This window comes from Rhizobium sp. BG4, from assembly GCF_016864575.1.
GTDB lineage: Bacteria > Pseudomonadota > Alphaproteobacteria > Rhizobiales > Rhizobiaceae > Rhizobium.
The window spans coordinates 2,405,459-2,427,118 of the sequence record NZ_CP044125.1 but is presented as its reverse complement, the minus strand read 5'-3'; the positions used below and the strand labels follow the sequence as shown (position 1 = coordinate 2,427,118).

20 protein-coding genes are annotated in these 21,660 nt (G+C 61.9%); 9 read left to right on the top strand and 11 right to left on the bottom strand.

From position 1 onward, the window contains the following. Positions 1 to 19 precede the first annotated feature (19 nt). The 3 genes from F2982_RS12380 (at position 20) to F2982_RS12370 (ending at position 3,498) form a co-directional block, all read left to right on the top strand. Positions 20 to 1,084: an FAD-dependent oxidoreductase gene (locus tag F2982_RS12380; protein WP_203428001.1), complete on the top strand. Its 1,065-nt coding sequence runs from the start codon at positions 20 to 22 to the stop codon at positions 1,082 to 1,084. A 209-nt stretch (positions 1,085 to 1,293) separates the two neighbouring features. After that, positions 1,294 to 2,952, top strand: a complete 1,659-nt coding sequence (locus tag F2982_RS12375; protein WP_203428000.1) for a sensor histidine kinase — start codon at positions 1,294 to 1,296, stop codon at positions 2,950 to 2,952. A 63-nt stretch (positions 2,953 to 3,015) separates the two neighbouring features. Continuing rightward, positions 3,016 to 3,498: a DUF992 domain-containing protein gene (locus F2982_RS12370; RefSeq protein ID WP_203427999.1), complete on the top strand. Its 483-nt coding sequence runs from the start codon at positions 3,016 to 3,018 to the stop codon at positions 3,496 to 3,498. Positions 3,499 to 3,574: 76 nt separating this feature from the next. On the opposite strand, the gene F2982_RS12365 is transcribed toward F2982_RS12370, so the two are convergent. The 6 genes from F2982_RS12365 to F2982_RS12340 all read right to left on the bottom strand — a co-directional run bounded on the left by F2982_RS12365 (position 3,575) and on the right by F2982_RS12340 (position 10,221). Then, on the bottom strand, positions 3,575 to 4,969 hold the full coding sequence (locus F2982_RS12365) for an NAD(P)(+) transhydrogenase (Re/Si-specific) subunit beta (RefSeq protein ID WP_203427998.1): 1,395 nt from the start codon (positions 4,967 to 4,969) through the stop codon (positions 3,575 to 3,577). Positions 4,970 to 4,979: 10 nt separating this feature from the next. Continuing rightward, positions 4,980 to 5,378, bottom strand: coding sequence for a proton-translocating transhydrogenase family protein (locus tag F2982_RS12360; protein WP_112719730.1), 399 nt, complete (start codon positions 5,376 to 5,378; stop codon positions 4,980 to 4,982). Further along, complete coding sequence (locus tag F2982_RS12355) at positions 5,378 to 6,526, bottom strand: Re/Si-specific NAD(P)(+) transhydrogenase subunit alpha (RefSeq protein WP_203427997.1); 1,149 nt, start codon at positions 6,524 to 6,526, stop codon at positions 5,378 to 5,380. The genes F2982_RS12360 and F2982_RS12355 overlap by 1 nt, the downstream gene beginning before the upstream one ends. Positions 6,527 to 6,623: 97 nt before the next feature. Beyond that, complete coding sequence (locus F2982_RS12350; protein ID WP_112719732.1) at positions 6,624 to 6,848, bottom strand: aa3-type cytochrome c oxidase subunit IV; 225 nt, start codon at positions 6,846 to 6,848, stop codon at positions 6,624 to 6,626. 178 nt (positions 6,849 to 7,026) lie between these two features. Beyond that, the gene (locus F2982_RS12345; protein WP_112719844.1) at positions 7,027 to 7,779 is read right to left on the bottom strand and encodes a hypothetical protein; all 753 of its coding nucleotides are present in this window, start codon (positions 7,777 to 7,779) and stop codon (positions 7,027 to 7,029) included. A 144-nt stretch (positions 7,780 to 7,923) separates the two neighbouring features. After that, entirely contained in the window at positions 7,924 to 10,221 is a 2,298-nt protein-coding gene (locus tag F2982_RS12340; RefSeq protein ID WP_203427996.1) for an EAL domain-containing protein, read from the bottom strand. 323 nt (positions 10,222 to 10,544) lie between these two features. Here F2982_RS12340 and F2982_RS12335 point away from each other — a divergent pair, with 323 nt between their 5' ends. After that, positions 10,545 to 11,084, top strand: a complete 540-nt coding sequence (locus tag F2982_RS12335) for a TRAP transporter small permease subunit (RefSeq protein ID WP_112719734.1) — start codon at positions 10,545 to 10,547, stop codon at positions 11,082 to 11,084. A gap of 21 nt (positions 11,085 to 11,105) precedes the next feature. Continuing rightward, positions 11,106 to 12,644, top strand: a complete 1,539-nt coding sequence (locus tag F2982_RS12330; RefSeq protein WP_112719735.1) for a TRAP transporter large permease subunit — start codon at positions 11,106 to 11,108, stop codon at positions 12,642 to 12,644. 58 nt (positions 12,645 to 12,702) lie between these two features. Here the strand turns inward: F2982_RS12330 and F2982_RS12325 are convergent, their stop codons facing one another. Next, complete coding sequence (locus tag F2982_RS12325) at positions 12,703 to 13,809, bottom strand: TRAP transporter substrate-binding protein (RefSeq protein WP_130282204.1); 1,107 nt, start codon at positions 13,807 to 13,809, stop codon at positions 12,703 to 12,705. 292 nt (positions 13,810 to 14,101) lie between these two features. On the opposite strand from F2982_RS12325, the gene F2982_RS12320 reads away from it, so the two are divergent. Continuing rightward, positions 14,102 to 14,872: a gamma-glutamyl-gamma-aminobutyrate hydrolase family protein gene (locus tag F2982_RS12320; protein WP_203427995.1), complete on the top strand. Its 771-nt coding sequence runs from the start codon at positions 14,102 to 14,104 to the stop codon at positions 14,870 to 14,872. On the opposite strand, the gene F2982_RS12315 is transcribed toward F2982_RS12320, so the two are convergent. The 3 genes from F2982_RS12315 to F2982_RS12305 form a co-directional block, all read right to left on the bottom strand. After that, positions 14,869 to 15,831, bottom strand: a complete 963-nt coding sequence (locus F2982_RS12315) for a 2-hydroxyacid dehydrogenase (RefSeq protein WP_203427994.1) — start codon at positions 15,829 to 15,831, stop codon at positions 14,869 to 14,871. The two genes, F2982_RS12320 and F2982_RS12315, sit on opposite strands and share 4 nt — an antisense overlap. Before the next feature lie 29 nt (positions 15,832 to 15,860). Further along, a complete protein-coding gene (locus F2982_RS12310; protein ID WP_203427993.1) occupies positions 15,861 to 16,883 on the bottom strand; it encodes a LacI family DNA-binding transcriptional regulator in 1,023 nt (340 codons plus the stop codon). Positions 16,884 to 17,004: 121 nt separating this feature from the next. After that, positions 17,005 to 17,517 (bottom strand): MarR family transcriptional regulator, encoded by a 513-nt coding sequence (locus F2982_RS12305; protein ID WP_112719845.1) that lies wholly within the window; start codon positions 17,515 to 17,517, stop codon positions 17,005 to 17,007. 72 nt (positions 17,518 to 17,589) lie between these two features. On the opposite strand from F2982_RS12305, the gene F2982_RS12300 reads away from it, so the two are divergent. The 3 genes from F2982_RS12300 to F2982_RS12290 all read left to right on the top strand — a co-directional run bounded on the left by F2982_RS12300 (position 17,590) and on the right by F2982_RS12290 (position 20,602). Further along, complete coding sequence (locus tag F2982_RS12300; protein ID WP_203427992.1) at positions 17,590 to 18,381, top strand: creatininase family protein; 792 nt, start codon at positions 17,590 to 17,592, stop codon at positions 18,379 to 18,381. A 128-nt stretch (positions 18,382 to 18,509) separates the two neighbouring features. Then, positions 18,510 to 19,613 (top strand): GTP-binding protein, encoded by a 1,104-nt coding sequence (locus tag F2982_RS12295; RefSeq protein ID WP_203427991.1) that lies wholly within the window; start codon positions 18,510 to 18,512, stop codon positions 19,611 to 19,613. Then, positions 19,613 to 20,602, top strand: coding sequence for a WD40 repeat domain-containing protein (locus tag F2982_RS12290; RefSeq protein WP_203427990.1), 990 nt, complete (start codon positions 19,613 to 19,615; stop codon positions 20,600 to 20,602). Before F2982_RS12295 ends, F2982_RS12290 begins: the two co-directional genes overlap by 1 nt. Before the next feature lie 16 nt (positions 20,603 to 20,618). Here F2982_RS12290 and F2982_RS12285 read toward each other — a convergent pair whose 3' ends face one another. After that, positions 20,619 to 21,623 (bottom strand): serine hydrolase, encoded by a 1,005-nt coding sequence (locus F2982_RS12285; protein WP_203427989.1) that lies wholly within the window; start codon positions 21,621 to 21,623, stop codon positions 20,619 to 20,621. Positions 21,624 to 21,660: the final 37 nt, after the last annotated feature.

Below are 21,660 nucleotides of genomic sequence, written 5' to 3'. Positions count from 1 at the left end.
AAGCATCGGAGACGGCACCATGGCGGCGAAACAACGTGTGATCGTCGCCGGTGCCGGTATCATCGGCGCCTCCATCGCCTGGCACCTGACCCGCGATGGCGCCGATGTCACTGTGATCGCCGAAGATACCGGCGGCGTTGCGACACCCAATTCCTTTGCCTGGATCAATGCCAGCTGGGGCAATCCCGAATTCTATTTCCGCTTCCGCCGCCGCTCGATGGCCGAGTGGAAACGTCTGGCCGCGCAACTGCCCGGCCTGCCGCTTTCCTGGTGCGGCGGCATCTGCTGGGATCTGCCGGAAGCTGAATTGCTCGCCTACCAGAGAGAGCATGCGAGCTGGGGCTATGACATCCGCCGCATCGGCAAGACCGATATCGCCGCCCGCGAACCCTTCCTGACACAAATCCCCGATTTTGCCCTCGATGCAGCCGAAGAAGGCGCCGTCGAACCGGTGGCTGCCGCCCGGTTGATGCTCGCCTATGCCGAAGCCCGCGGCGCCAAGTTCGTCACTGCCGCGGTGCGCGGATTGCTGCGCAGTGGTGAGCGGATTACCGGCGTCGTCACCTCCGAAGGGATTTTCGAGGCTGACCATGTGGTGCTTGCGGCTGGCGCAGGATCGGTTCCGATTGCCGCCTCTGCCGGCGTCACTCTGCCGCTCGAAGCACCGGCCGGGCTGATCATCCATTCCCGTCCTTTCGAAAAGCGCCTGAACGGCCTGGTGATTGCGATGGAACTTCACATGCGCCAGACCGCAGACGGCCGCATCATTGCCGGAAGCGATTTCGGTGGCAGCGATCCCGGCGAAGATCATCGGGTCACAGCGGCAGTGCTGTTTGCCAAGGTAAAGGCCAACCTTGCCGAGAGCGACAGGCTGTCGATGGACTTCTTCACCGTCGGCTACCGGCCGACACCGAAGGATGGCTTCCCGATCATCGGCAATGGCGGCGTTGACGGCCTCTACATCGCCGTCATGCATTCCGGCGTGACGCTGGCGCCAATCGCCGGTCTGCTCGCGTCAAAGGAAATCCTTTCCGGAGAAAGCGACGCCATGCTGGAGCCTTTCCGGCTTACCCGGTTCAGCTGAGCCTGTGTACGGAATCCGACAGAGCGCCTGCGTGCATTTAGTATGTTGCAACCCCTTCCCCCACCCCCTAACATGACGGCGCATCGATAGCAGGCTATCGGGAATCAGGACGCGTTGAGGGCAATGGCGGCAATGCAGTTTTCTGCTTTCGTAACTGTTGGCAAGAATTTCGCGTGCCTTGCCGCCCGGTATCCGGGAAGACCCTGCCAATGAGCCTGCGTTCCCGCATGTTTCCCAAGGCCTCGATCGGTACCTATCTGGTTGCCATGGCGGTTGCGATCGCCGTTCCGATCTTCGCCTTCGTGACCCTTCTTCTGCTTCAGCTGGAAGACAATCAGCGCGATACGCTGCGCCGCGAGACGGCGCAGGATGCGCTCGCCCTTTCCCGATCCGTCGACCGGCAGCTGCAGGACATGGCGACGACCCTGCGCCTGCTCGCCACCTCGCCGGAACTCGAGCACGAGGACTACGCCTCCTTCCACGCCCGCACCGAGACGGCCTTGCGCGGCGATACGCTCTTCGTCATCGCCACTGACAAGGAAGGCCAGCAGTTTCTGAACACCCGCCGCGATTTCGGCACCCAGCTCGGCAAGATGAGCAACCTGACGGCGCTGAAATATGCCCTCGACAGCGGCCGCATCGAGGCATCCAACGTCTTCAAGGGGTCGGTCAGCAACGAGTGGGTCTATAACGTCACGATGCCCGTCGATATCGGCAAGACGGCCGCGCTGATCATCACCCAGAATGCCAGCGACCTCGCCAAGATCCTGCAGCCGGAAGGTCTCGCACCCGGCTGGTCCGCCGCTGTCATCGACCAGTCGGGCCATGTGGTCGCTTCCAGCGGCCCGTTTGCGATTGCGCCCGGCACCGCCTTCGATTCCCGTATCCTGCCGTCGCTGATCGCCTCGCGCGGCGTCTTCGAGGACACGGCAATCCTGCCGGACCAACTGCTCGGCTACGCGCAGATCCCCGGCTGGTCGTGGAAGACGGTCATCTGGGGACCGATCTCGACGGCGCAGGCCTCGATCCTGACGACCTGGCGCTTCCTGATCATCGGCGGCATCGCGCTCCTCGCCGTCGCGGTTTTCGCCGCCTATGCCGTCGCCCGCCAAGTGCGCACGACGATCCGCGATATCGCCGAGATGGCAAACCGCATGGGAGAAGGCCATATCGTCGCCCCCATCGACACCAGCGTCATTGAGGCGAACCAGGTGGCGGTGGCGCTGTCTAATGCCTCCTTCGACCGCAGCCAGACCGAAGACCGGCTGCATTTCGTCATGCACGAGCTCGTCCACCGCACCAAGAACCTGCTGACGCTGGCGCAGGCGATGATGCGCCAGCTCGCCAAGCAGGCAGACAGCGTCGAAGGTTTCCAGGCGGCCGTCGCCGAGCGCCTCGATGGCCTCATCCGCTCGATCGAGCTCCTGACCAGCGAGCAATGGGCAGGAGCCTCACTGCGCCGCGTCATCGACATCCATCTCGATGCCTTCCCGCAGGCTGTCGATCAGATCGAGATTTCGGGCAAGGATTTCATGCTGAAGCCGGAAGCGGTTCAGAACCTCGGCCTGACTCTGCATGAGCTTGCCACCAACTCGGTGAAATACGGCGCGTTCTCCGTTCCCGAGGGACGGGTGGCGCTCTCCTGGGAAGATGCCGAGGAAGAAGGCCAGACCGAACCGATGCTGCGTTTCGTCTGGCGCGAGTCGCAGGGGCCGGAGGTCAGGAGCCCCGACCGTTCGGGCTTCGGCACGACCGTGATCAAGACCCATGCCGCCGCCGCATTCCGCGGCACGGTGCAGGTCGATTATCTGCCGGAAGGCCTTCTCTGGGTGCTGACCGCGCCGCGCAGCACGCTTGCCCGCGACTAGCCGGCAAAGGGAACAATCAAAAGCATCGCCCGTTTCGAACAGGTCATTCAAAGGAGAAGGACCATGTTCAAGCACACGATGATCGCAGCCGCCGCGCTGACCGCTGCAGCCTGCGCCACACCGGCGGCAGCTGCGGACTATGTCACTCTCGGCCGGCTGGTCTGCGGATCGGACGGCGGCCAGGGGCTCATCATCAAGTCCGAGAAGAACCTGATCTGCACCTACACCCCGGCCTCCGGCGGCATCAAGGCCGTCTATGCCGGCAAGATCGAGAAATTCGGTATCGATATCGGCGAGACCGGCAAGAGCGTGATGATCTGGCAGGTGCTCGCCAAGACCGGCACCGACTTCCCGCAATTTGCGCTGGCCGGCGAATATTACGGCGTCGGCGCCGATGCTAGCCTCGGTGCAGGTGCAGGCGCCAAGGTGATTGCCGGTGGCACCAACCAATCCTTCATGCTGCAACCGCTGAACGTCCAGGCCCAGGAAGGCCTCAATCTGGCGGTTGGCGTGGAGAAGATGACGCTGGCGCCCGCCGCGACCTGAGAGGGTCCGGCGGCAATGGAAAAGGCCCGCTCTCCGGCGGGCCTTTTCGTATTCGGCATTATTGATACGGGCGGCGTCAGTGGCCGATCGACTTGTTGATCTCTTCCGTGACCTTCTTGGCATCGCCGAGCAGCATCATCGTGCCGTCCTTGTAGAACAGCGTATTGTCGATACCGGCGTAACCCGAGCCGAGCGAGCGCTTGACGAAGATGCAGGTCTTCGCCTTGTCGACATCGAGGATTGGCATGCCGTAGATCGGCGAGGTCTTGTCGTCGCGGGCGGCCGGGTTGGTGACGTCATTGGCGCCGATGACATAGGCAACGTCGGCCTGCGCGAATTCCGAATTGATGTCCTCGAGCTCGAAGACCTCGTCATATGGAACATTCGCTTCGGCGAGCAGCACGTTCATATGGCCCGGCATGCGGCCGGCGACCGGATGGATCGCGTATTTGACCTCGACGCCGGCCTTCTTGAGATTGTCCGCGAGTTCGCGAAGCGCATGCTGCGCCTGGGCGACGGCCATGCCGTAGCCCGGCACGATGATCACCTTGGAGGCATTGGCCATCAGATAGGCGGCGTCCTCGGCCGAGCCGAGCTTGACCGTCTTGTCGGAATTGTCGGCAGCCCCACCCGACACCTCGCCGCCGAAGCCGCCGAGAATGACCGAGATGAAGGAGCGGTTCATGCCCTTGCACATGATGTAGGACAGAATCGCGCCCGAGGAGCCCACCAGCGCGCCGGTGATGATCAGCGCCAGATTGCCGAGCGTGAAGCCGATACCGGCTGCCGCCCAACCGGAATAGGAATTCAGCATCGATACGACGACGGGCATATCGGCGCCGCCGATCGGCACGATCAGCAGAACGCCGAGCGCCAGCGCCAGCACGATGATCGCCCAGAAATCGAAGTGGCTCTCCGTCACGGCCAGGCCGATGATGAACAGGACGATCAGCACGAGCAGCGCGATATTGATGATGTGCCGGAAGGGCAGCATGATCGGCTTGCCGGACATGCGCCCGTCGAGCTTCAGGAACGCGATGATCGAGCCTGTGAAGGTCAGCGCGCCGATCGCCGCACCGATCGCCATTTCGACACGGGCTTCCGTATGGATCGAGCCGATATCGCCAATGCCGAAGGAGAGCGGCGTATAGAGCGCCGAGGCCGCAACAAGCACCGCGGCAAGGCCGACCAGCGAGTGGAAGCCGGCGACGAGCTGCGGCATCGAGGTCATCGGGATGACGCGGGCGATATAGGCGCCTGCGCCGCCGCCGATCGCGAGGCCAAGAACGATCAGTACGAAGCCGATGAAGGACGGCGTTGCCAGCACCAGCGTCGTGAGGATGGCGATCCCCATGCCGATCATGCCGTAGAGATTGCCCTTGCGGCTGGTGGCCGGATGCGAGAGGCCGCGAAGCGCCAGGATGAAGAGGACGCCGGAGACCAGATAGAGAAAAGCTGCGATATTGGTCATGCGCCCGGCCTCACTTGTCCTTCTTGCGGTACATCGCCAGCATGCGCTGCGTGACGAGGAAGCCGCCGAAGATGTTGACCGAGACGAGGACCAGCGCCACGAAGCCGAAGCCGGTCGCAAGGCCGCTGGCCGAAATGCCGACCGCAAGCAGCGCGCCGACGACGATGACCGAGGAGATGGCATTGGTAACCGCCATCAGCGGCGTATGCAGCGCCGGCGTTACCGACCAGACGACGTAATAGCCGACGAAGATCGCCAGCACGAAGATCGCCAGCTGGAAGACGAAAGGATCGATCATTCCGCCCGTTGCGGCGCTTGCCGCTTCAGGCGCATGGGCGGCGGCGGTCGCGACTGCCGTTACGGCGTCGTTCAGCTGCTGCAGCGCCTTGTCCATTTGTTCGCCAGCCATCAGTTGTCCCCCTTCTTCGCACCACCAAATGCCGGATGCACGACGTCACCTGCATAGGTCAGCATCGTCGCCTTGATCAGCTCGTCTTCGAGGTTGATGACGACAGTCCTGGTGTCCTTGTTGACCATGGTCTCCAGGAAAGTGACGAGGTTCTTGGCATAGAGAGCCGAGGCGCTGGCCGCGACGCGGCCGGCCATATTGGCAAAGCCGATGACCTTGACGCCCTCGACCTCGGCGACCTCACCGGCCACGACACCTTCGATGTTGCCGCCGCGCTCGACCGCGAGATCGACGGCAACGGCGCCCGGCTTCATCGAGGTCAGCATCTCGCGCGAAACGAGGCGCGGTGCAGGACGGCCAGGGATGAGAGCGGTGGTGATGACGATGTCCTGCTTGGCGATATGCTCGGCAACCAGCGCCGCCTGCTTCGCCTGATACTCCTTGGACATTTCCTTGGCGTAGCCGCCGCCCGTTTCCGCTGCCTTGAACTCTTCATCCTCGACGGCGATGAACTTGGCGCCAAGCGACGCAACCTGTTCCTTGGCAGCCGGGCGAACGTCGGTTGCAGAAACCGCAGCCCCGAGACGGCGTGCGGTGGCGATCGCCTGCAGACCGGCGACACCGGCGCCCATGACAAAGACCTTGGCCGCAGGCACCGTGCCAGCCGCCGTCATCATCATCGGCATGGCCCGGTCATAGACCGCAGCCGCCTCGATGACCGCCTGGTAACCGGCAAGATTGGCCTGTGAGGAGAGAACGTCCATCGACTGGGCGCGGGTGATGCGCGGCATCAGTTCCATCGCGAAGGTCGAGAGCCCGGCCTTCGCCATGCCGGCGATCGCTTCGTCGTTGCCGTAGGGATCCATGATGGCGATGACCACGGCACCGCTTTTGTAGCCGGCAATCTCGGCTTCCGCCGGACGCCGCACCTTGAGCACGACATCGGCCGTCGCCGCATCGGCAATCGTTCCGATCCGCGCACCCGCCGCTTCGAACTCCCTGTCAGGGATGCGGGACAACGCGCCGGCCCCAGCCTCGACGACGACGTCGAAACCGAGGTTCTTCATCTTCTTGACGGTCTCGGCAGACGCGGATACGCGCGTTTCCAAGTCCGCCGCTTCCTTTGCGACGAAAACGATATTGCCCAACTGCCCCCTCCTCCGGGTCAGCCAGACCGCCGCGGGTCTCCCCGCTTATGGCCCAAGCGTCAGCTTACGTTCTGGGAATGCCCTCCCCCTGCCGCGATCAACGCAGCAGGACGATACCGGCAACGAGAATGATGAGGAAAACCAGGATGCCGCCGAGCAGGCCGCCACCGGTGAAGAAACCAGCCGTCATGCCGAGCAGCAGGGCAACGAGGAACATCGTGCCGTATTTCGCGCCAGCGATGAACAGGTTGTAAGTGGACTCATGTTCCTTGTAGTCCATCGGTGCGCCAACTTCGGCGGGTCCGGTGTGATGTTCGGCCATGAATTTCGTCTCCCTCAAATGCCCGGCCCGCACAGTGCGGCAGACCGCCTGAATGCCATGATTCCGCAGCACTTGCGGCGGAACAATCCCTGTTCAGGGCTTACACAAAGCTTTGAGAAAGCGCAATGCATGAGAATGCCGCATGCAGTACGGCCAAAGGCTTTCTTGCGACACGCAATTAGAGCGGCAGATCGGTGCCCAATTGCCCATCCGGAACGAAACGCGCCGTCGGCACGATCGTTAGCGCCGGAGCGCCCTTGCCCGGCGCCCTGCCATACATCATCCGCTGCTCGCTGGCGCTTGAAATGAAGAACGGATAGCGGGTCAGCAGCTTGCGCCCGACCTCCAGCACATTGGTCGCCATCAGCGTCAGGTCGAAGCCGTACATCTCGGTCATGCGCGAGGCGACGACCGTATCGGCATAGAAGACGCGCTTGTAGAAAGCCGCGTGCGCCGGACGGACGTGCTGCAGCACCCGGTCAGCCCGGAAATGCGCAGCCGCGACGATGTTCGGCCGCAGCGTCAGATAGGGAAGCCAGGGAAGCTCGGCCGCCGCCTGCGGATCGGCGGCGAACCGCGCCGGATCGATCAGCGTCATCCCCGCATCGAGAAAGGCATCCATCTCGGCGGGAAAGATCCCGCCCGACTGCGAGACCCGATGATCGGGCGTCACATGGTGGATGCGGATCGTGCTGACAAGCTCTTCATAGTAGTAGAGGCCGAAGACATAGGCCTGGCTGTCGAAGTCGACATCGTCGATCAGGGTCTTGGCGGCGACAGGCAGAACCTCGCGCGCCTTATAGGCGCGGAAGCGCAGACGCTCGACATCCTCCATGTCCTCGGTGCTCTCGATACGCCGGTATTCGACGTGATCGAGAACCTCCATGAGCTTCATGCTGAAATCGCTGACTGTCGAAAACCCGTCCGCCATCACGCCCACCGTTTGTTAACGGACTATTAAGCATACGGTTTCTTCTCGCGCAATAATTGCAAACAATCTTAATCACATTTGAATCAATAAGGTTAATGGCGCCCGGAAAAGGCGCCGAGAAAAATACCGATCAGGTGGTGGGGTTCAGGCGGCTCCGGCCTTGCGGCGCGATGCCGGGCGGAGATTTCCGGAGAGGATGCCGATGTTCTGCGAGGGTACCGGCGGAGAGAACACATAGCCCTGGATGAGGTCAGCGCTGCGTTCCTTGTTGATGATCGCCAGCTGATCCGTCGTCTCGACGCCTTCGATGACGATCTTCAGGCCAAGCTCGCGGGCAAGGTTGACCGTGCCGCGCAGCAGCTTCAGCCGCCGCGTATCCTGGGCGATGTTGCGCACGAAGGAACGGTCGATCTTGACGATATCGAGCGGCAGCGTGTCGAGATAGCTGAGGCTGGAGAAGCCAGTGCCGAAATCGTCGATGGCAATGGTGATGCCGCGCGAGCGCAGTTCCGCAAGGATCGTGCGCACTGCGGCCGGCTCATCGATCAGGCAGCTCTCGGTGATCTCAAGATGCAGGCGCGAGGCCGGCAGGCCGGTCTTGGCGAGCGCCTCGGAGACGAGCAACAGGATATCGTTGTCGCGCAGGTCGCGCGCCGACAGGTTGACCGAAACGGCAATATGCTCCGGCCAGGTCATGCAGTCGCTGCAGGCCTGCACGAGGATGAAGCGGGTGATGTCGGAGATGATACCCATCTCCTCGGCCAGCCGGATGAAGACATCGGGCGGGATCGAGCCGCGCTCCGGGTGCACCCAGCGCGCCAACGCCTCGGCACAGTCGATCCGCGAGCCATCGGCGCGATACATCGGCTGGTAGACGGCGTTCAGCGCACCGGCGGCGACGGCATCGCGAAGATCGGCCTTGAGTTTCTGCTGCTCGACATAGCGGCCATCCATTTCGCGCTCGAAACCGGCAATGCCGCCGCGTCCACGCGACTTGCTTTCGAAGAGCGCCAGGTCCGCCTTGATACTCCACTCGTCCATCGCGAAGGCATTGCCCTCGAGCACGGCATAACCGGCACTGAGCGAGATCAGGAACGTCACCTCATCGGCCTCGTAATGGCCCTGGATGTCGGCATGCACGGTGCGGATCTCCGCCTCCAGCGCTTCCCGGTTCTTCGCATGTGGGAAGAAGATCACGAACTGGTCGCCCATCAGGCGCCCGACGATCGCGCTTCCAGCCTTTTCCTTGACCCGTTCGGCAATGGCGCAGAGCAGCTTGTCGCCGGTGATATGACCGCGCATGTCGTTGACATGCTTGAACTCGTCGATGTCGATGACCATGAAGCCGAGCGGGCCTTTGCGGCGCGGATGACGGTTCAGATAGTCTTGGACGAGCTGGCCGAAATATTCACGGTTCGGCAGGCCGCTCAGCGCATCGAAGCGGACCATATGGAGAATCTTCTGCTCGGCCTTCACGCGGCTGGAGACGTCTTCGAAGATCAGCACCGCCCCGCCATCGATACGGCGCTTGGCGGAGAACTCCAGCGACAGGTCCTCGGGCAGATGGATCAGCACGCGCGACATGCTGCCTTCGGCGACCTGCGACAGCTGGCGCAGGATCAGGTCCGGCTGCGAGGCATCGACGAAGCTGTAGCGCGCACCATAGCGCAGCACCGCGCCGAGATCGCGATCCTTCAGCCTGTCGGGGTCGCCGATCTTCAGGAGCTCGCAGGCCTTGCGGTTGATCACCTGAATCCGGTTGCCGGGGTCCACCATCACGAGGCCATGCGGCATGTTATTGAGCGCGGTATCGAAACGGTCGGCGATCAGCGAAATCTGCCGGTGGGCGATGACATTCTCGTAGAGGAATTCGCGAACGCCATTGGCCATCGCCCGCGTCGTCAGGCCGAAGGGAATGAGGAAGGCCGAAAGAATGGCGCGATAGAAATCGAGCGCCATCAGGCTACAGACGATCATCGGCAGACAGCAGGCAAGCGTCTGCAGGTCGATCGCCCGCTGCGAACCGTAATTGCGGCCGACGACCGACACCATTGATGCCATCGTCACCGCGATACAGGCGAGCTCGGCGAAGGGATCGCGCAGAATGAAGATCGCATAACCGCTGCCGATGCCGAGGATTGCCGCGGTCGAGGTTGCGCCGATCACATAGAATGTCTCCCAACGCTCGATATCGGCGCGCGTCAGCGACTGCTTCTCCACCTTGTCGAACTGGCGGAAGGTCAGCATGCGGCCGACGAAGGTCAGCAGGAAGGCGAGAGCGAGGAGATAATAGAGCGGCGCATCCGCCTTGGCGGCGACGGCAACGAAGGCAACGACATGCACGATAACGCCGGCCACGAGCGTCATGCGGTTCCCGAAGAGGGAACTCACGAATGACAGATACACATCCTTAGGGACCCTGTTCGGGTTATGTGGCTTCATCCATATTTTCCCTGTGCGCGGGCAAGATACTCAGAACCTTTTAAAAATTGATTGCATGAACCCTATGTATTTGGCCGGTTTTTCTAAAACTTTGAGACGAAATCCAAAATATTGACGCGTTATACGCAGCCGCGGGATGTATTATTTTCGACTGATATTCCGCTCATAGGTTGTCGCCGCCGGGACGGCCGGATGCGGGCGCCGGGCGCCGGGCCTACGACTAAACTCCTAGACGGCCCATTTAATCTTTCATTTTAGAAACCCTTCGTTTACACAAATTTCAACGAGGAGAACTTGCCGTAAAGGCAAACATGGGGAGAGGAATGGCGGCTCTGCTGAGTGTCAGCCGGCTGATCGATCGATTCAGCCAAGTTATCGGTAAGATTGCAGACTACATGGTGCTCTTCTGCTGCCTGATCAGCGCAGCCAATGCCATCGTCCGCTATACCTTCAATTACAGCTCGAATGGCTGGCTCGAGATACAGTGGTATCTCTTTGCCTATGTCGTCGTGCTCGGCGCCGCTCACACGCTGCGCAACAACGAGCATGTGCGCGTCGACCTGATCTACGGATCGGTCTCGGATCGCGCCCGGCTCTGGATCGACGCAATCGGCCTGATCGTCTTCCTGATCCCGGCCTGCATCTTCCTGTCGATCCTCTGCTGGCCCTATTTCATGCACTCCTTCCAGCAGGGCGAAGTCTCGGCCAATGCTGGCGGTCTGATCCGCTGGCCGGTCAAGTTCATGCTGTTTGCCGGTTTCGCGCTTCTCACCCTTCAGGGCATTTCGGAGCTGATCAAGAGGATCGCGGCGCTCGTCGGCGATATCCAGATCGACACGAAATACGAAAAGCCGCTGCAATAAGACGACTGGGGGAGAAAGCACGTGTTCGATTACGGTATTATTCCGCCCGCCATGTTCGTCGGCATGATCATCTTCATGCTCTATGGCTTCCCTGTCGCCTTTTCGCTCGCAGCCGTCGGACTGTTCTTCGGCCTGATCGGCATCGCGACCGGCCACTTTGGCGAAGTGTTCCTGCAGGCCCTGCCGCTGCGCTTCTTCGGCATCGTCTCCAACGACCTGCTACTCGCCATCCCCTTCTTTACGCTGATGGGCGCCGTGCTCGAGCGATGCGGATTGGCGGAAGACCTGCTTGAGGGCACCGGCAAGCTGTTCGGCGCAATTCCCGGCGGCCTGGCCTACGCCGTTATCCTCGTCGGCGCCGTGCTCGGCGCCATCACCGGAACGGTGGCTGCCTCGGTCATCACCATGGGCGTCATCTCGCTGCCGATCATGCTGCGCTACGGCTACAGCCCGCGGCTTGCGACCGGCGTCATCGCCGCCTCCGGCACGATCACTCAGGTCATCCCGCCGTCGCTGGTTCTCGTCGTTCTCGCCGACCAGCTCGGCCGCTCCGTCGGCGACATGTATCTCGGCGCCATCGGTCCATCGATCCTGCAGGTGGCGATCTTCGTCGGCTATATCCTGATCCTGTCGATCATCAATCCGAAGTCGATGCCGCCGCTGCCGAAGGAAGTGCGCGGCGATTTCGACTGGAAGCTGCTCGCCACAGTCCTCTGGGGTATGATCCCCTCGATCGTGCTGATCTTCCTAGTGCTCGGCACCATCTTCATGGGTCTCGCCACCCCGACCGAAGCCGGCGCACTCGGCGTCGTCGGCGCCATCGCGCTTGCCGCCCTGCACCGCCGCCTCACCTGGCCGCTGATCCGCGAGGCGATGACCTCGACCATGCACATTACATCCATGGTGGTGATGATCCTGATCGGCTCGACCTGCTTCAGCCTCGTCTTCCAGGGCATGGACGGCTCGCGCTGGATCGAGCACATGCTCTCGGGCATCCCGGGCGGTCCCGTCGGCTTCCTGATCTTCGTCAACATCTTCATCTTCATCCTCGCCTTCTTCCTCGATTTCTTCGAGATCGCCTTCATCGTCATCCCGATGCTGGCACCCGTCGCCCACAGCCTCGGCATCGACCTGATCTGGTTCGGCGTTCTGATCTGCGTCAACATGCAGACGAGCTTCATGCACCCGCCCTTCGGTTTCGCGCTCTTCTACCTGCGCTCGATCGCCAGCCGCGACGTGAAGACGAAGGACATTTACATGGGCGCGATACCTTGGGTCGGCATGCAGCTGATCCTCGTCGCGATCATCATCTTCTGGCCTCAGTCCGTCACCTACTGGCTGGACAAGGGTCCACAGGTCGATCCGAACACCATCAAGATCGAGGTTCCCGGCTTCGGCGGCCAGCTCGGTCTGCCGCCGATGGGTGCTCCGGGCGGCGCATCGCCGCAGATCCCAGGCCTCACCCTGCCGCCGCTCGGCACGCCCGGCCAGCCGCCGGCAGCCCCCGCCCCGGCAGCGCCGGCGCAGCCCGACCTCAGCCAGCCGCCGGTCATCAAGTAGGCAGCAAAAAAGCCCCGGATTTCTCCGGGGCTTTTTGTTGGCGGGTAGCTTTCTAAGCTCAGAGCTTCCCAGCGCGCTGCTGGATCATCATGAACGTATCGAAGGTGTATTCCGACAGCTGCATCCAGAGATAGGCGTCGCGCTTGAAGGCGGCCTGATCCTCGTAGATCTTCTTGAAATACGGGTTCTTCGAGGAGATGTCCTTGTAAAGGTCCATCGATGCCTGGAAGCAGGCCTCCATGATTTCCTGGCTGAACGGACGCAGCGTCGCGCCTTCGGCGACGAGCTGCTTCAGCGAGCCCGGGTTCTTCATGTCGTACTTCGCCATCATGTTGGTGTTGGCGTAAGCGCAGGCGTCGGTGAGGGCCGCCTGATAGTGCTTCGGCAAGCTGTTCCACTTTTCGAGGTTGAAGAAGGCGTGGACCGTCGGGCCACCTTCCCACCAACCCGGATAATAGTAATACTTCGCAACCTTGTGCAGGCCGAGCTTCAGGTCGTCATAGGGACCGACGAATTCGGCCGCATCGATCGTGCCCTTTTCGAGCGCCGGATAGATGTCGCCGCCACCGATCTGCTGCGGGATGACGCCGACCTTCGACATGACCTGACCGGCAATGCCGGCGATACGCATCTTGACGCCCTTGAGGTCGTCGAGCGTGTTGATCTCCTTGCGGAACCAGCCGCCCATCTGCGCGCCGGTGTTACCGGCCGGCATCGCGTAGATGCCCTGCGTCGCGTAGAATTCGTTCATCAGCGCATTGCCGTTGCCTTCGTAGAACCAGGCATTGGTCAGGCGGCCGTTGAGACCGAACGGAATGGCGGTGCCGATCGCGTAGGTCGGGTCCTTGCCGACGAAGTAATAGGAGCAGGTGTGAGCCGCTTCGACGGTTCCGGAGCTAACGGCATCGGCCGCTTCGAGAGCCGGCACGATTTCGGCCGCGGCAAAAGTCTGGATCTGGAAGTTGCCGTCGGTCGCCGCGGCAACATGCTTGGCGACGTCATCGGCGCCGCCATAGATCGTGTCGAGGCTCTTCGGGAACGACGACGTCATGCGCCACGAGATCTTCGGATTTTCCTGCGCGATCGCAGGTGCAGCCAATGCGCCAGCCGCGACGGCGCCTGCCCCCGTTGCACCCGCCTTCTTGATAAATGAACGACGATCCATCAAAAACCTCCCGTATAGATGGCAATGCGCGGCTAAACTCTTCCCTACCCGTCGCAATGGCGACGAGCTAAGCATGCAGCCGTTCGCGTTTCAAGCGTTAGTCTATGAGACTTTGGCATCACGGCAGCAATGCGGCACAGGCGGGCTTTCCATCAAAATCAGCAGTTTAGCCGATTTACGGGAGGGACGGAGGCCATTGCCGCAATTTGGCCAGCCATTGCGCCGAGAAGTTGACTTTGCAGCCGTTCTCGGCTCTCAAATAGCGATCACCAAGAGATTTTCCGGATAGACCATGACCAAGCCGATCGTTGCCGTTCCCGCCGATATCCGCACCCTCGATGGCGCCGTCTGGCACGCCGCCCAACACCAGTATGTCCGCGCAGCATTGAATGCCGCCGAAGTCATGTCGCTGATCGTGCCGGCTTTCGAGAAGGGCTATGACATCGACGCTATCCTCGATCGCGTCGATGGCGTGCTCGTCTCCGGTTCGGCTAGCAACGTTCACCCCTCGCTCTACGGCGTCGAGGCTCGGGAGAGCGACGGCCCCTTCGATCCGGCGCGTGATGCCACCAGCCTGCCGCTGATCCGCCGCGCCATCGACCGCGGCATCCCATTGCTCGCCATCTGCCGCGGCATCCAGGAGCTCAATGTCGCGCTCGGCGGCTCGCTCGCCAGCGAGATCCAGGAACAGCCGGGCATCTGGGACCACCGCAGACCCGAAGGCGTCGACCGCGACGGCATGTACGCCATCCGCCAGAGCGTCTTCGTCAAGGAAGGCTCCTGCATCGCCGGCATCATCGGCTCCGGCGAAATACAGGTGAACTCGCTGCACCGCCAGGCGATCGCCAAGACCGCGCCGCGTCTGCAGGTCGAAGCGCTCGCCGAAGACGGCACGGTCGAAGCCGTTTCCGTCATCGACGCCAAGGCCTTCGCCGTCGGCGTCCAGTGGCATCCGGAATATTGGGCCGAGACCGACAAGGCCTCGAACCAGATCTTCGCTGCCTTCGGCGACGCCGTGCGCGATTATGTGGCGAAGAAGGCCGCTGCTAGGGCCATCGCTTAAGCCTTGACGGGCGTTTCCGGCACTGGCGTCAGCGGCTTGCCCTGCTGGAACCAGCTGATCAGATTGTCCACGACCAGATCGGCCATGGCATTGCGCGTCGGCACCGAGCCGGATGCGAGATGCGGCAGCAGCACGGCGTTCGGCAGGTCAAGCAGACCGGCAGGCACATTCGGCTCGTCATAGAAGACATCGAGACCGGCGGCGCCGATGACACCGTTCTTCAGTGCTGCGATCAGCGCATCCTCGTCGACACTCCAGCCGCGGCCGACATTGATGAAGATACCACCGGATCCGAGTGCCGAGAGGATATCGGCATCGACGACCTTGTGGGTCTGCGGCGTCTTCGGAACGATGGCGATCAGCGTATCGACGGCGGCGGCCAGCTCCTTCAGCGACGGATAGTAGTCATAGGCGACATCCGGGTTGCGGCTGCGCGTGTGGTAGCTGATCTTGACCTTGAAAGGCTCCAGCCGCGCGGCGATTTCCTGACCGATGCGGCCAAGACCGAACATGCCGACATGCCGTCCCTTAAGCGAAAAGCGCGAAAGCGGATAATTGACGCCCGGCTTCCAGTTGCCGTCGCGCAGCCAGTTTTCGGCGCGCGGGAATTCGCGGGCGGTGTTGAGAAGCAGCGCCAGCGCCGTGTCGGCGACCTCGTCGTTCAGCACATCGGGCGTATTGGTGACGATGACGTTCTTCGAGGCCGCATGCTTCACATCGACGCCGTCATAGCCGACGCCGAAGCTCGAGATCACCTCGACAGCGGGAAGCCCGTCGATATCGGCTGCATTGATCGTCCCGGAAACCGCGACACCACGGATGCGCTTCGCCGTTTCGGCATCGATTGCCAGCTTGCCATTTGCGTCACGCCCCGCCGGTACCAGTTCGAAATGCTCCTGCAGTCTGGCAGGAACGCGATCGTGTATCTTCCCGGGAACGAGAATGGCAATGCGGGACATGGCTTTTCCTCTTGGCTGTGGGCTGGGGGCTATGAGCGGGAGCTGACGGGGCTCGTCGACTGACGGATGCGCATCTCCGGCTTGATCAGGTGAATACCATCGGGCTCGTGGCTGCCGGCAAGGCGATCGAGCAGCGCGCGCGCCGCAAGCCGGCCGACTTCCGCCTGGCCGTTCCAGACGGTGGTCAGTGCAGGTGTTGCGATCGATGCTTCCTCGAGGTCGTCATAGCCGGTGACCGATATGTCGCGGCCGGGAACCAGACCGGCGCGGGAAATACCGTTCATCAGGCCGATCGCGACGAGATCGTTCCAGCAGACGGCGGCCGTCGGTTTCTGCGGCAGAGACAGGAAGTGGACGGCGGCTTCGAAGCCGCCCTGCTTCGAGCGCGGCCCAGGAATGCGCAGGTTCGGATCGACCTCGATGCCGGCCTTGCGCAGCGCGTTGACATAGCCCTGGTAGCGGTCGCGGCCGGTCGAGGTCTGGTCGGTGCCGCCGATCATCGCGATCGAGCGATGGCCAAGGCCGATCAGGTGATTGGTGGCAAGCGAGATGCCGTAGCTGTCATCGCCGCGATAGGTCGGCAGGTCCATGACATCCATCGAACGCGCAACGAGGATCGCCGGCATGCCGTTATCCTCGGTCAGCTGCAGGTCCTCGGGCGGTGTGCCGATTGCCGGCGACATGATCACGCCGTCGCCGCCGAGCTGCAGCAGCGTCTCGATGAAGGTGCGCTGCTTCTCAACGGAGTCGTAATGGTTCGACAGAATGAAGGTGTGGCGGCTGCGGTCGAGTTCGCTCTCGATCGCTTTCAGGATTTCCCCGTAGAACGGGTTCATGATGTCATGCACCACGACGCCGATGATGCCGGAGCGCGAGGTGCGCAGGCTGGCGGCGCGGCGGTTATAGATATAGCCGAGCGCCCGGGCCTGTTCCTTGATCTTGTCGCGGGTGCTGCCAGCCACGAGCGGGCTGTCGCGTAGGGCAAGAGAGACGGTTGCCGTTGAAATACCGAGTGTTTCGGCAATCGTCGAAAGCTTGATCTTTTGAGCCACGCATCCTCCCCAGGCAACGCGCAAGATGGTGGAGCGCGATATGAGACCGGATGACGACGCCCCTTAAAATGTTTAATTAAAAGATTAAACGCAGAGAGGCAAACCTAAATTTCAGCCAGGTTTAATTTTCGTCCGGCTCTTCGAAATGCTGCACCTCGGCCTGGAGATTGCTGTCGATCGCTTTCAGCAGACGAACGAGATTGCGGATTTCCTTGTCGGAGAAATCGAGGGTCGCAAGCTTGTCGCAGGAGGATCCGGCCATTTCGATCGCCTGCACGCTGCCGCGGCCGAGCTCCGTCAGATAGACCTTGGTGAGGCGCGCATCTTCGGCATCCGGCTTGCGCTCGAGGAAGCCCTGCGCCTCCATGCGGCCGATCGTGCGGGTCATCGTCGGCGCCTTGACGCCGAGCCGCTGGGCAAGGCCGCCCGCCGTCATGCCGTCGCTTTCGGAAAGCGACAGGATCACGCCGTCCTGTCCGGCATAGAGGCCGCTTTCGAGAAGATTGCGCGACAGCACGGTGCGCATCGAGCGCGCCGCCTGCGTCAGGGCGGGCGAGAGATCGGCGACCGTATATTCGGTCTGGTCCTTCTTCTTGGACTTGTTCTTCTTGCCGTCCTTGTTCTTCTTGCCCATCGCCATCCCTTTGATTTACTGCAATATGACATTGCGCAGCTTCACGTCATAAACAAGGGGCATTGAAACCGGATGACAGTCCCCTCACTAAACTTTGCGGACAACGATCCGTCGCTGACGCCTGACGAAAGAAGCCGCTGGATCGCCATCTTACCACTTGGCGCACATGAGCAGCATGGCCCCCACCTGCCCTTCGATACTGACACCCTGATCGCCGAGGGCATCGTCGAGCGCCTCAAGGCAGCACTCCCCCCTTCCCTGCCGGTCACATTCCTCCCGGCCGAGCCGATCGGCTATTCGGTCGAGCATATGGATATCGAGGGAACGAAGACGCTCACCTATGGCGAGGCCATCCACCGCTGGCTTGGCATCGCCGGAATGCTGCACGATCTTGGCATCCGCAAGCTGGTGCTCCTCAACGCCCATGGCGGCAACTCGCCGCTGACGGCGATCGTCTCGACCGAGGCGCGCGTCCACTTCAACATGCTGGCGGTCGCCACCAGCTGGACCCGCTTCGGCGTCCCCGATGGCGTCATTTCACCTGAAGCGAAGGCGATCGACATCCATGGCGGCGATATAGAGACATCGGTGATGCTGGCGCTGCATCCATCCAAGGTGAAGATGCAGAAAGCCGCCGACTTTCCCTCGCGCCAGAGTGAATTTGCCAAGCGCTTCAAGCATCTGCGCGCCTATGGGCCGCATGCCTTCGGCTGGAAGATATCCGATCTCAACAAAACCGGCGTCGCCGGCAATGCCGCGGCAGCGACTGCGGAAAAAGGCGAAGCCCTGATTGCGCATGCCGTCAAAGGTCTGGTCGAGCTGCTGCAGGATGTCGATGCCTTCGACGCATCCGAACTAGGTTGAGACGCAGCACCGGCAGAATGTGATCTTATAACATTATAAAACCCTTTGAACTGCCGCTCCCAACTCCTTATATGAAACCGACCGTTTAAAGCCCCCACCGGCGGTATACCAATTTCTTCGAGGTTCTCATGACCGACGCAATTTCCACGCAGCAGAAGCCCATTCCCGTCACTGTGCTCACCGGCTATCTCGGTGCCGGCAAGACGACGCTGCTGAACCGCATTCTTTCGGAAAACCACGGCAAGAAATACGCTGTCATCGTCAACGAGTTCGGCGAGATCGGCATCGACAACGACCTGATCGTCGAGTCCGATGAAGAAATCTACGAAATGAACAACGGCTGCGTCTGTTGCACCGTGCGCGGTGACCTGATCCGCGTCGTCGAGGGCCTGATGCGCCGCCCGGGCCGTTTCGATGGCATCATCGTCGAGACCACCGGCCTTGCCGATCCCGTTCCGGTTGCCCAGACCTTCTTCATGGACGACGATGTCCGCGCCAAGACCGAGCTCGATGCCGTCATCGCCCTCGTCGATGCCAAGCACCTGCCGCTTCGCCTGAAGGACAGCCGCGAAGCCGAAGACCAGATCGCTTTCGCCGACGTCGTGCTCATCAACAAGACCGACCTCGTGACCGCGGAAGAACTGGCGCAGATCGAAGACATCGTCCACGCCGTCAACCCGTCGGCCCGCGTCTACAAGACCAGCCGCTCTGGCGTCGATCTGGCCCGCGTTCTCGACCAAGGCGCCTTCAATCTGGAGCGTGCGCTGGAAAACGATCCGCACTTCCTCGAGCATGGCCATGACGATCACGTCTGCGGCCCGGATTGCGATCACGATCACCATCATCACGCGCATGGTCATGACCATGACCACGATCATCACCACCATGATCACGACCACCATCACCATGGCGCCGTATCGCCGATCCACGACGTGACGGTTCAGTCCGTTTCGCTGCGCGGCGGCGAGATGATCGCCGAACGCTTCTTCCCCTGGATCCAGAAGATCACCCAGACGCAGGGTCCGAACATCCTGCGCCTCAAGGGCATCATCGCCTTCAAGGACGATGCCGAGCGTTACGTCGTTCAGGGCGTCCACATGATCGTCGAGGGCGACCATCAGCGTCCGTGGAAGGACGGCGAGAAGCATGAGACCCGTCTCGTCTTCATCGGCCGCGAACTCGACCGCGAAAAGCTCGAAGCCTCCTTCAAGGCGTGCGAGGCTGCGGCCTGATGCCAACAGTTGCTCCGCTTGATCTCGACGGCCATATCCTGGCCGTCGAATTTTTAGGTGACACCCCCTTCTTCGCCAATGCCAACGGCACCTTCCATCGCCTGGAAGGCAGCGAGAAGGTGACCGAAGCCCATCAGGGCATGCTCACCTGCATCCGCGATCCCTATAGCGAAAGCCTGATTTCAGGCGGCGAAGACGGCAAGGTCTTGCGCATCAATGCCGATGCCAGCGTCACCGAACTCGCCAGCGCGCCGCGCAAGTGGATTTCCCAGGTTGCCGCCGGCCCGCAGGGCGCCATCGCCTACTCCTACGGCAAGAGCGCCTTCGTGCGCCTGTCGAACGGCGAGACCAAGGAATTCACTGAAGAGCGCACGGTCGAGGGCCTCGCCTTCGCGCCGAAAGGCCTGCGCATCGCCGCTGCCCGCTATAATGGCGTGTCGCTGCATTGGGTGACAATGAGCGCCAAACCGGTCGATCTCGAATGGAAGGGCGCGCACACGGGCGTCACCTTCTCGCCCGACGGCAACTTCCTGGTCACCTCGATGCAGGAAAACGCCCTGCATGGCTGGAAGCTCGATATCAAGCCGGGCTCCGAGGCGCGCCACATGCGCATGACCGGCTATCCGGCCAAGGTGAAGTCGCTCTCCTGGTCCGCCAAGGGCAAATGGCTGGCCTCATCTGGCGCACCCGCCGCCATCGTCTGGCCCTTCCAGGGCAAGGATGGCCCGATGGGCAAGTCGCCGTTGGAGCTCGGCACCCGTGCCAACATCATGGCGACCTCGGTGAAATTCCATCCGGCCGAGGATATCCTGGCAATCGGCTTCATCGACGGCATGATCCTCGCCGTGCGCCTTGCCGACAGCAAGGAAGCGCTGATCCGCCGCCCCGGCAAGGGCGCCATCACCGACATGAGCTGGAGCAAGAACGGCAAGCTGCTGGCCTTCGCCTCGGAAGCCGGCGATTGCGGCGTGGTCGATATCTCGACCTGATCCTTCAGGCGCGGCTTTACGAAAGCCGCGCCGCCTGGATGATTTCTCCCAGAACATTATGCAGCGCATCGCGATAGCCGTTGCGCGCCGAAGGGCCGCTCTCGGCCGAAGTCATGGCGACCGTCAGGTTCAGTGACGGGATGATGTAGAGCATCTGCCCGCCATAGCCCCAGGCGAAATGCACCGTCTCGCCGCCGATCTGCCGCTCGAACCAGCCGTAGCCATAGCCATCGCCGGAGAAGCGGGAATTGGTGCGTTGCTGCCATGACTGCGTAATCCAGTCGGCAGGCACGACCTGCACGCCATCGGCCGTCTTGCCGCCATTACGATAGAGCTCGCCGAAGGCCAGCAGCGACCGGGCGCTCATCGCCATCTGATTGCCGCCGAGATAGATGCCCTGCGGATCGCGCTCCCATGCACCGATGCGGAAACCGTCCACCGGCTCGAACCAGTCCCGCGCCAGCGCCAGCGTCGACTTGCCGCCGACCTTGGTCAGGATCGCCGACAGCAGATGGGTCGAGGCGGTCGAATAGAGCATCTGCCCGCCCGGCTCGTCATCGAAAGGCTGGGCGAGCGCGAAGCGCACCCAGTTGCGGCTCGATACCCAGCGCCCGTAGTTCGGCCCCGACATGCGCCCGAGCCCGGCCTGCATGGAGAGCAGATTGCCGATGGTGATCTCGCTCAGCCGCGGATCGGGATTGTCAGGCAGATCGGCCCGCAGGATCGATGCGATCTTCTGGTCAGGTCCTTCGAGCAAACCCTTCGAGATGGCGATACCGACCATCGCCGAAATGATAGACTTCGAGGCCGATTTGATATTGGCGGATTCGGAGGTCTTATGACCACGATATCCCTGCTCGGCAACGATCTGGCCATCACGCGCGATAACCACTGATTTCAGCGGTGTCAGATCCTGACGGGTGCGCAGGCTTTCGAGCAGATCGCCCAGGCGCTGACCTTCCGCAAAAGCGGAGAAAGGCATGGTGACGACGACGATGAGGGCGGCGAGAAATCTTTGCATGCCCGCAAGGTAGCGCCCTCCACGAGACAAATCATCC

Bases quoted from the DNA above. Each gene is read 5' to 3' on its own strand.
- F2982_RS12380 (WP_203428001.1), top strand. From the start codon at position 20: ATGGCGGCGAAACAACGTGTGATCGTCGCCGGTGCCGGTATCATCGGC.
- F2982_RS12375 (WP_203428000.1), top strand. From the start codon at position 1,294: ATGAGCCTGCGTTCCCGCATGTTTCCCAAGGCCTCGATCGGTACCTAT.
- F2982_RS12370 (WP_203427999.1), top strand. From the start codon at position 3,016: ATGTTCAAGCACACGATGATCGCAGCCGCCGCGCTGACCGCTGCAGCC.
- F2982_RS12365 (WP_203427998.1), bottom strand. From the start codon at position 4,969: ATGACCAATATCGCAGCTTTTCTCTATCTGGTCTCCGGCGTCCTCTTC.
- F2982_RS12360 (WP_112719730.1), bottom strand. From the start codon at position 5,378: ATGGCTGGCGAACAAATGGACAAGGCGCTGCAGCAGCTGAACGACGCC.
- F2982_RS12350 (WP_112719732.1), bottom strand. From the start codon at position 6,848: ATGGCCGAACATCACACCGGACCCGCCGAAGTTGGCGCACCGATGGAC.
- F2982_RS12345 (WP_112719844.1), bottom strand. From the start codon at position 7,779: ATGGCGGACGGGTTTTCGACAGTCAGCGATTTCAGCATGAAGCTCATG.
- F2982_RS12340 (WP_203427996.1), bottom strand. From the start codon at position 10,221: ATGAAGCCACATAACCCGAACAGGGTCCCTAAGGATGTGTATCTGTCA.
- F2982_RS12335 (WP_112719734.1), top strand. From the start codon at position 10,545: ATGGCGGCTCTGCTGAGTGTCAGCCGGCTGATCGATCGATTCAGCCAA.
- F2982_RS12325 (WP_130282204.1), bottom strand. From the start codon at position 13,809: ATGGATCGTCGTTCATTTATCAAGAAGGCGGGTGCAACGGGGGCAGGC.
- F2982_RS12320 (WP_203427995.1), top strand. From the start codon at position 14,102: ATGACCAAGCCGATCGTTGCCGTTCCCGCCGATATCCGCACCCTCGAT.
- F2982_RS12315 (WP_203427994.1), bottom strand. From the start codon at position 15,831: ATGTCCCGCATTGCCATTCTCGTTCCCGGGAAGATACACGATCGCGTT.
- F2982_RS12305 (WP_112719845.1), bottom strand. From the start codon at position 17,517: ATGGGCAAGAAGAACAAGGACGGCAAGAAGAACAAGTCCAAGAAGAAG.
- F2982_RS12300 (WP_203427992.1), top strand. From the start codon at position 17,590: ATGACAGTCCCCTCACTAAACTTTGCGGACAACGATCCGTCGCTGACG.
- F2982_RS12295 (WP_203427991.1), top strand. From the start codon at position 18,510: ATGACCGACGCAATTTCCACGCAGCAGAAGCCCATTCCCGTCACTGTG.
- F2982_RS12290 (WP_203427990.1), top strand. From the start codon at position 19,613: ATGCCAACAGTTGCTCCGCTTGATCTCGACGGCCATATCCTGGCCGTC.
- F2982_RS12285 (WP_203427989.1), bottom strand. From the start codon at position 21,623: ATGCAAAGATTTCTCGCCGCCCTCATCGTCGTCGTCACCATGCCTTTC.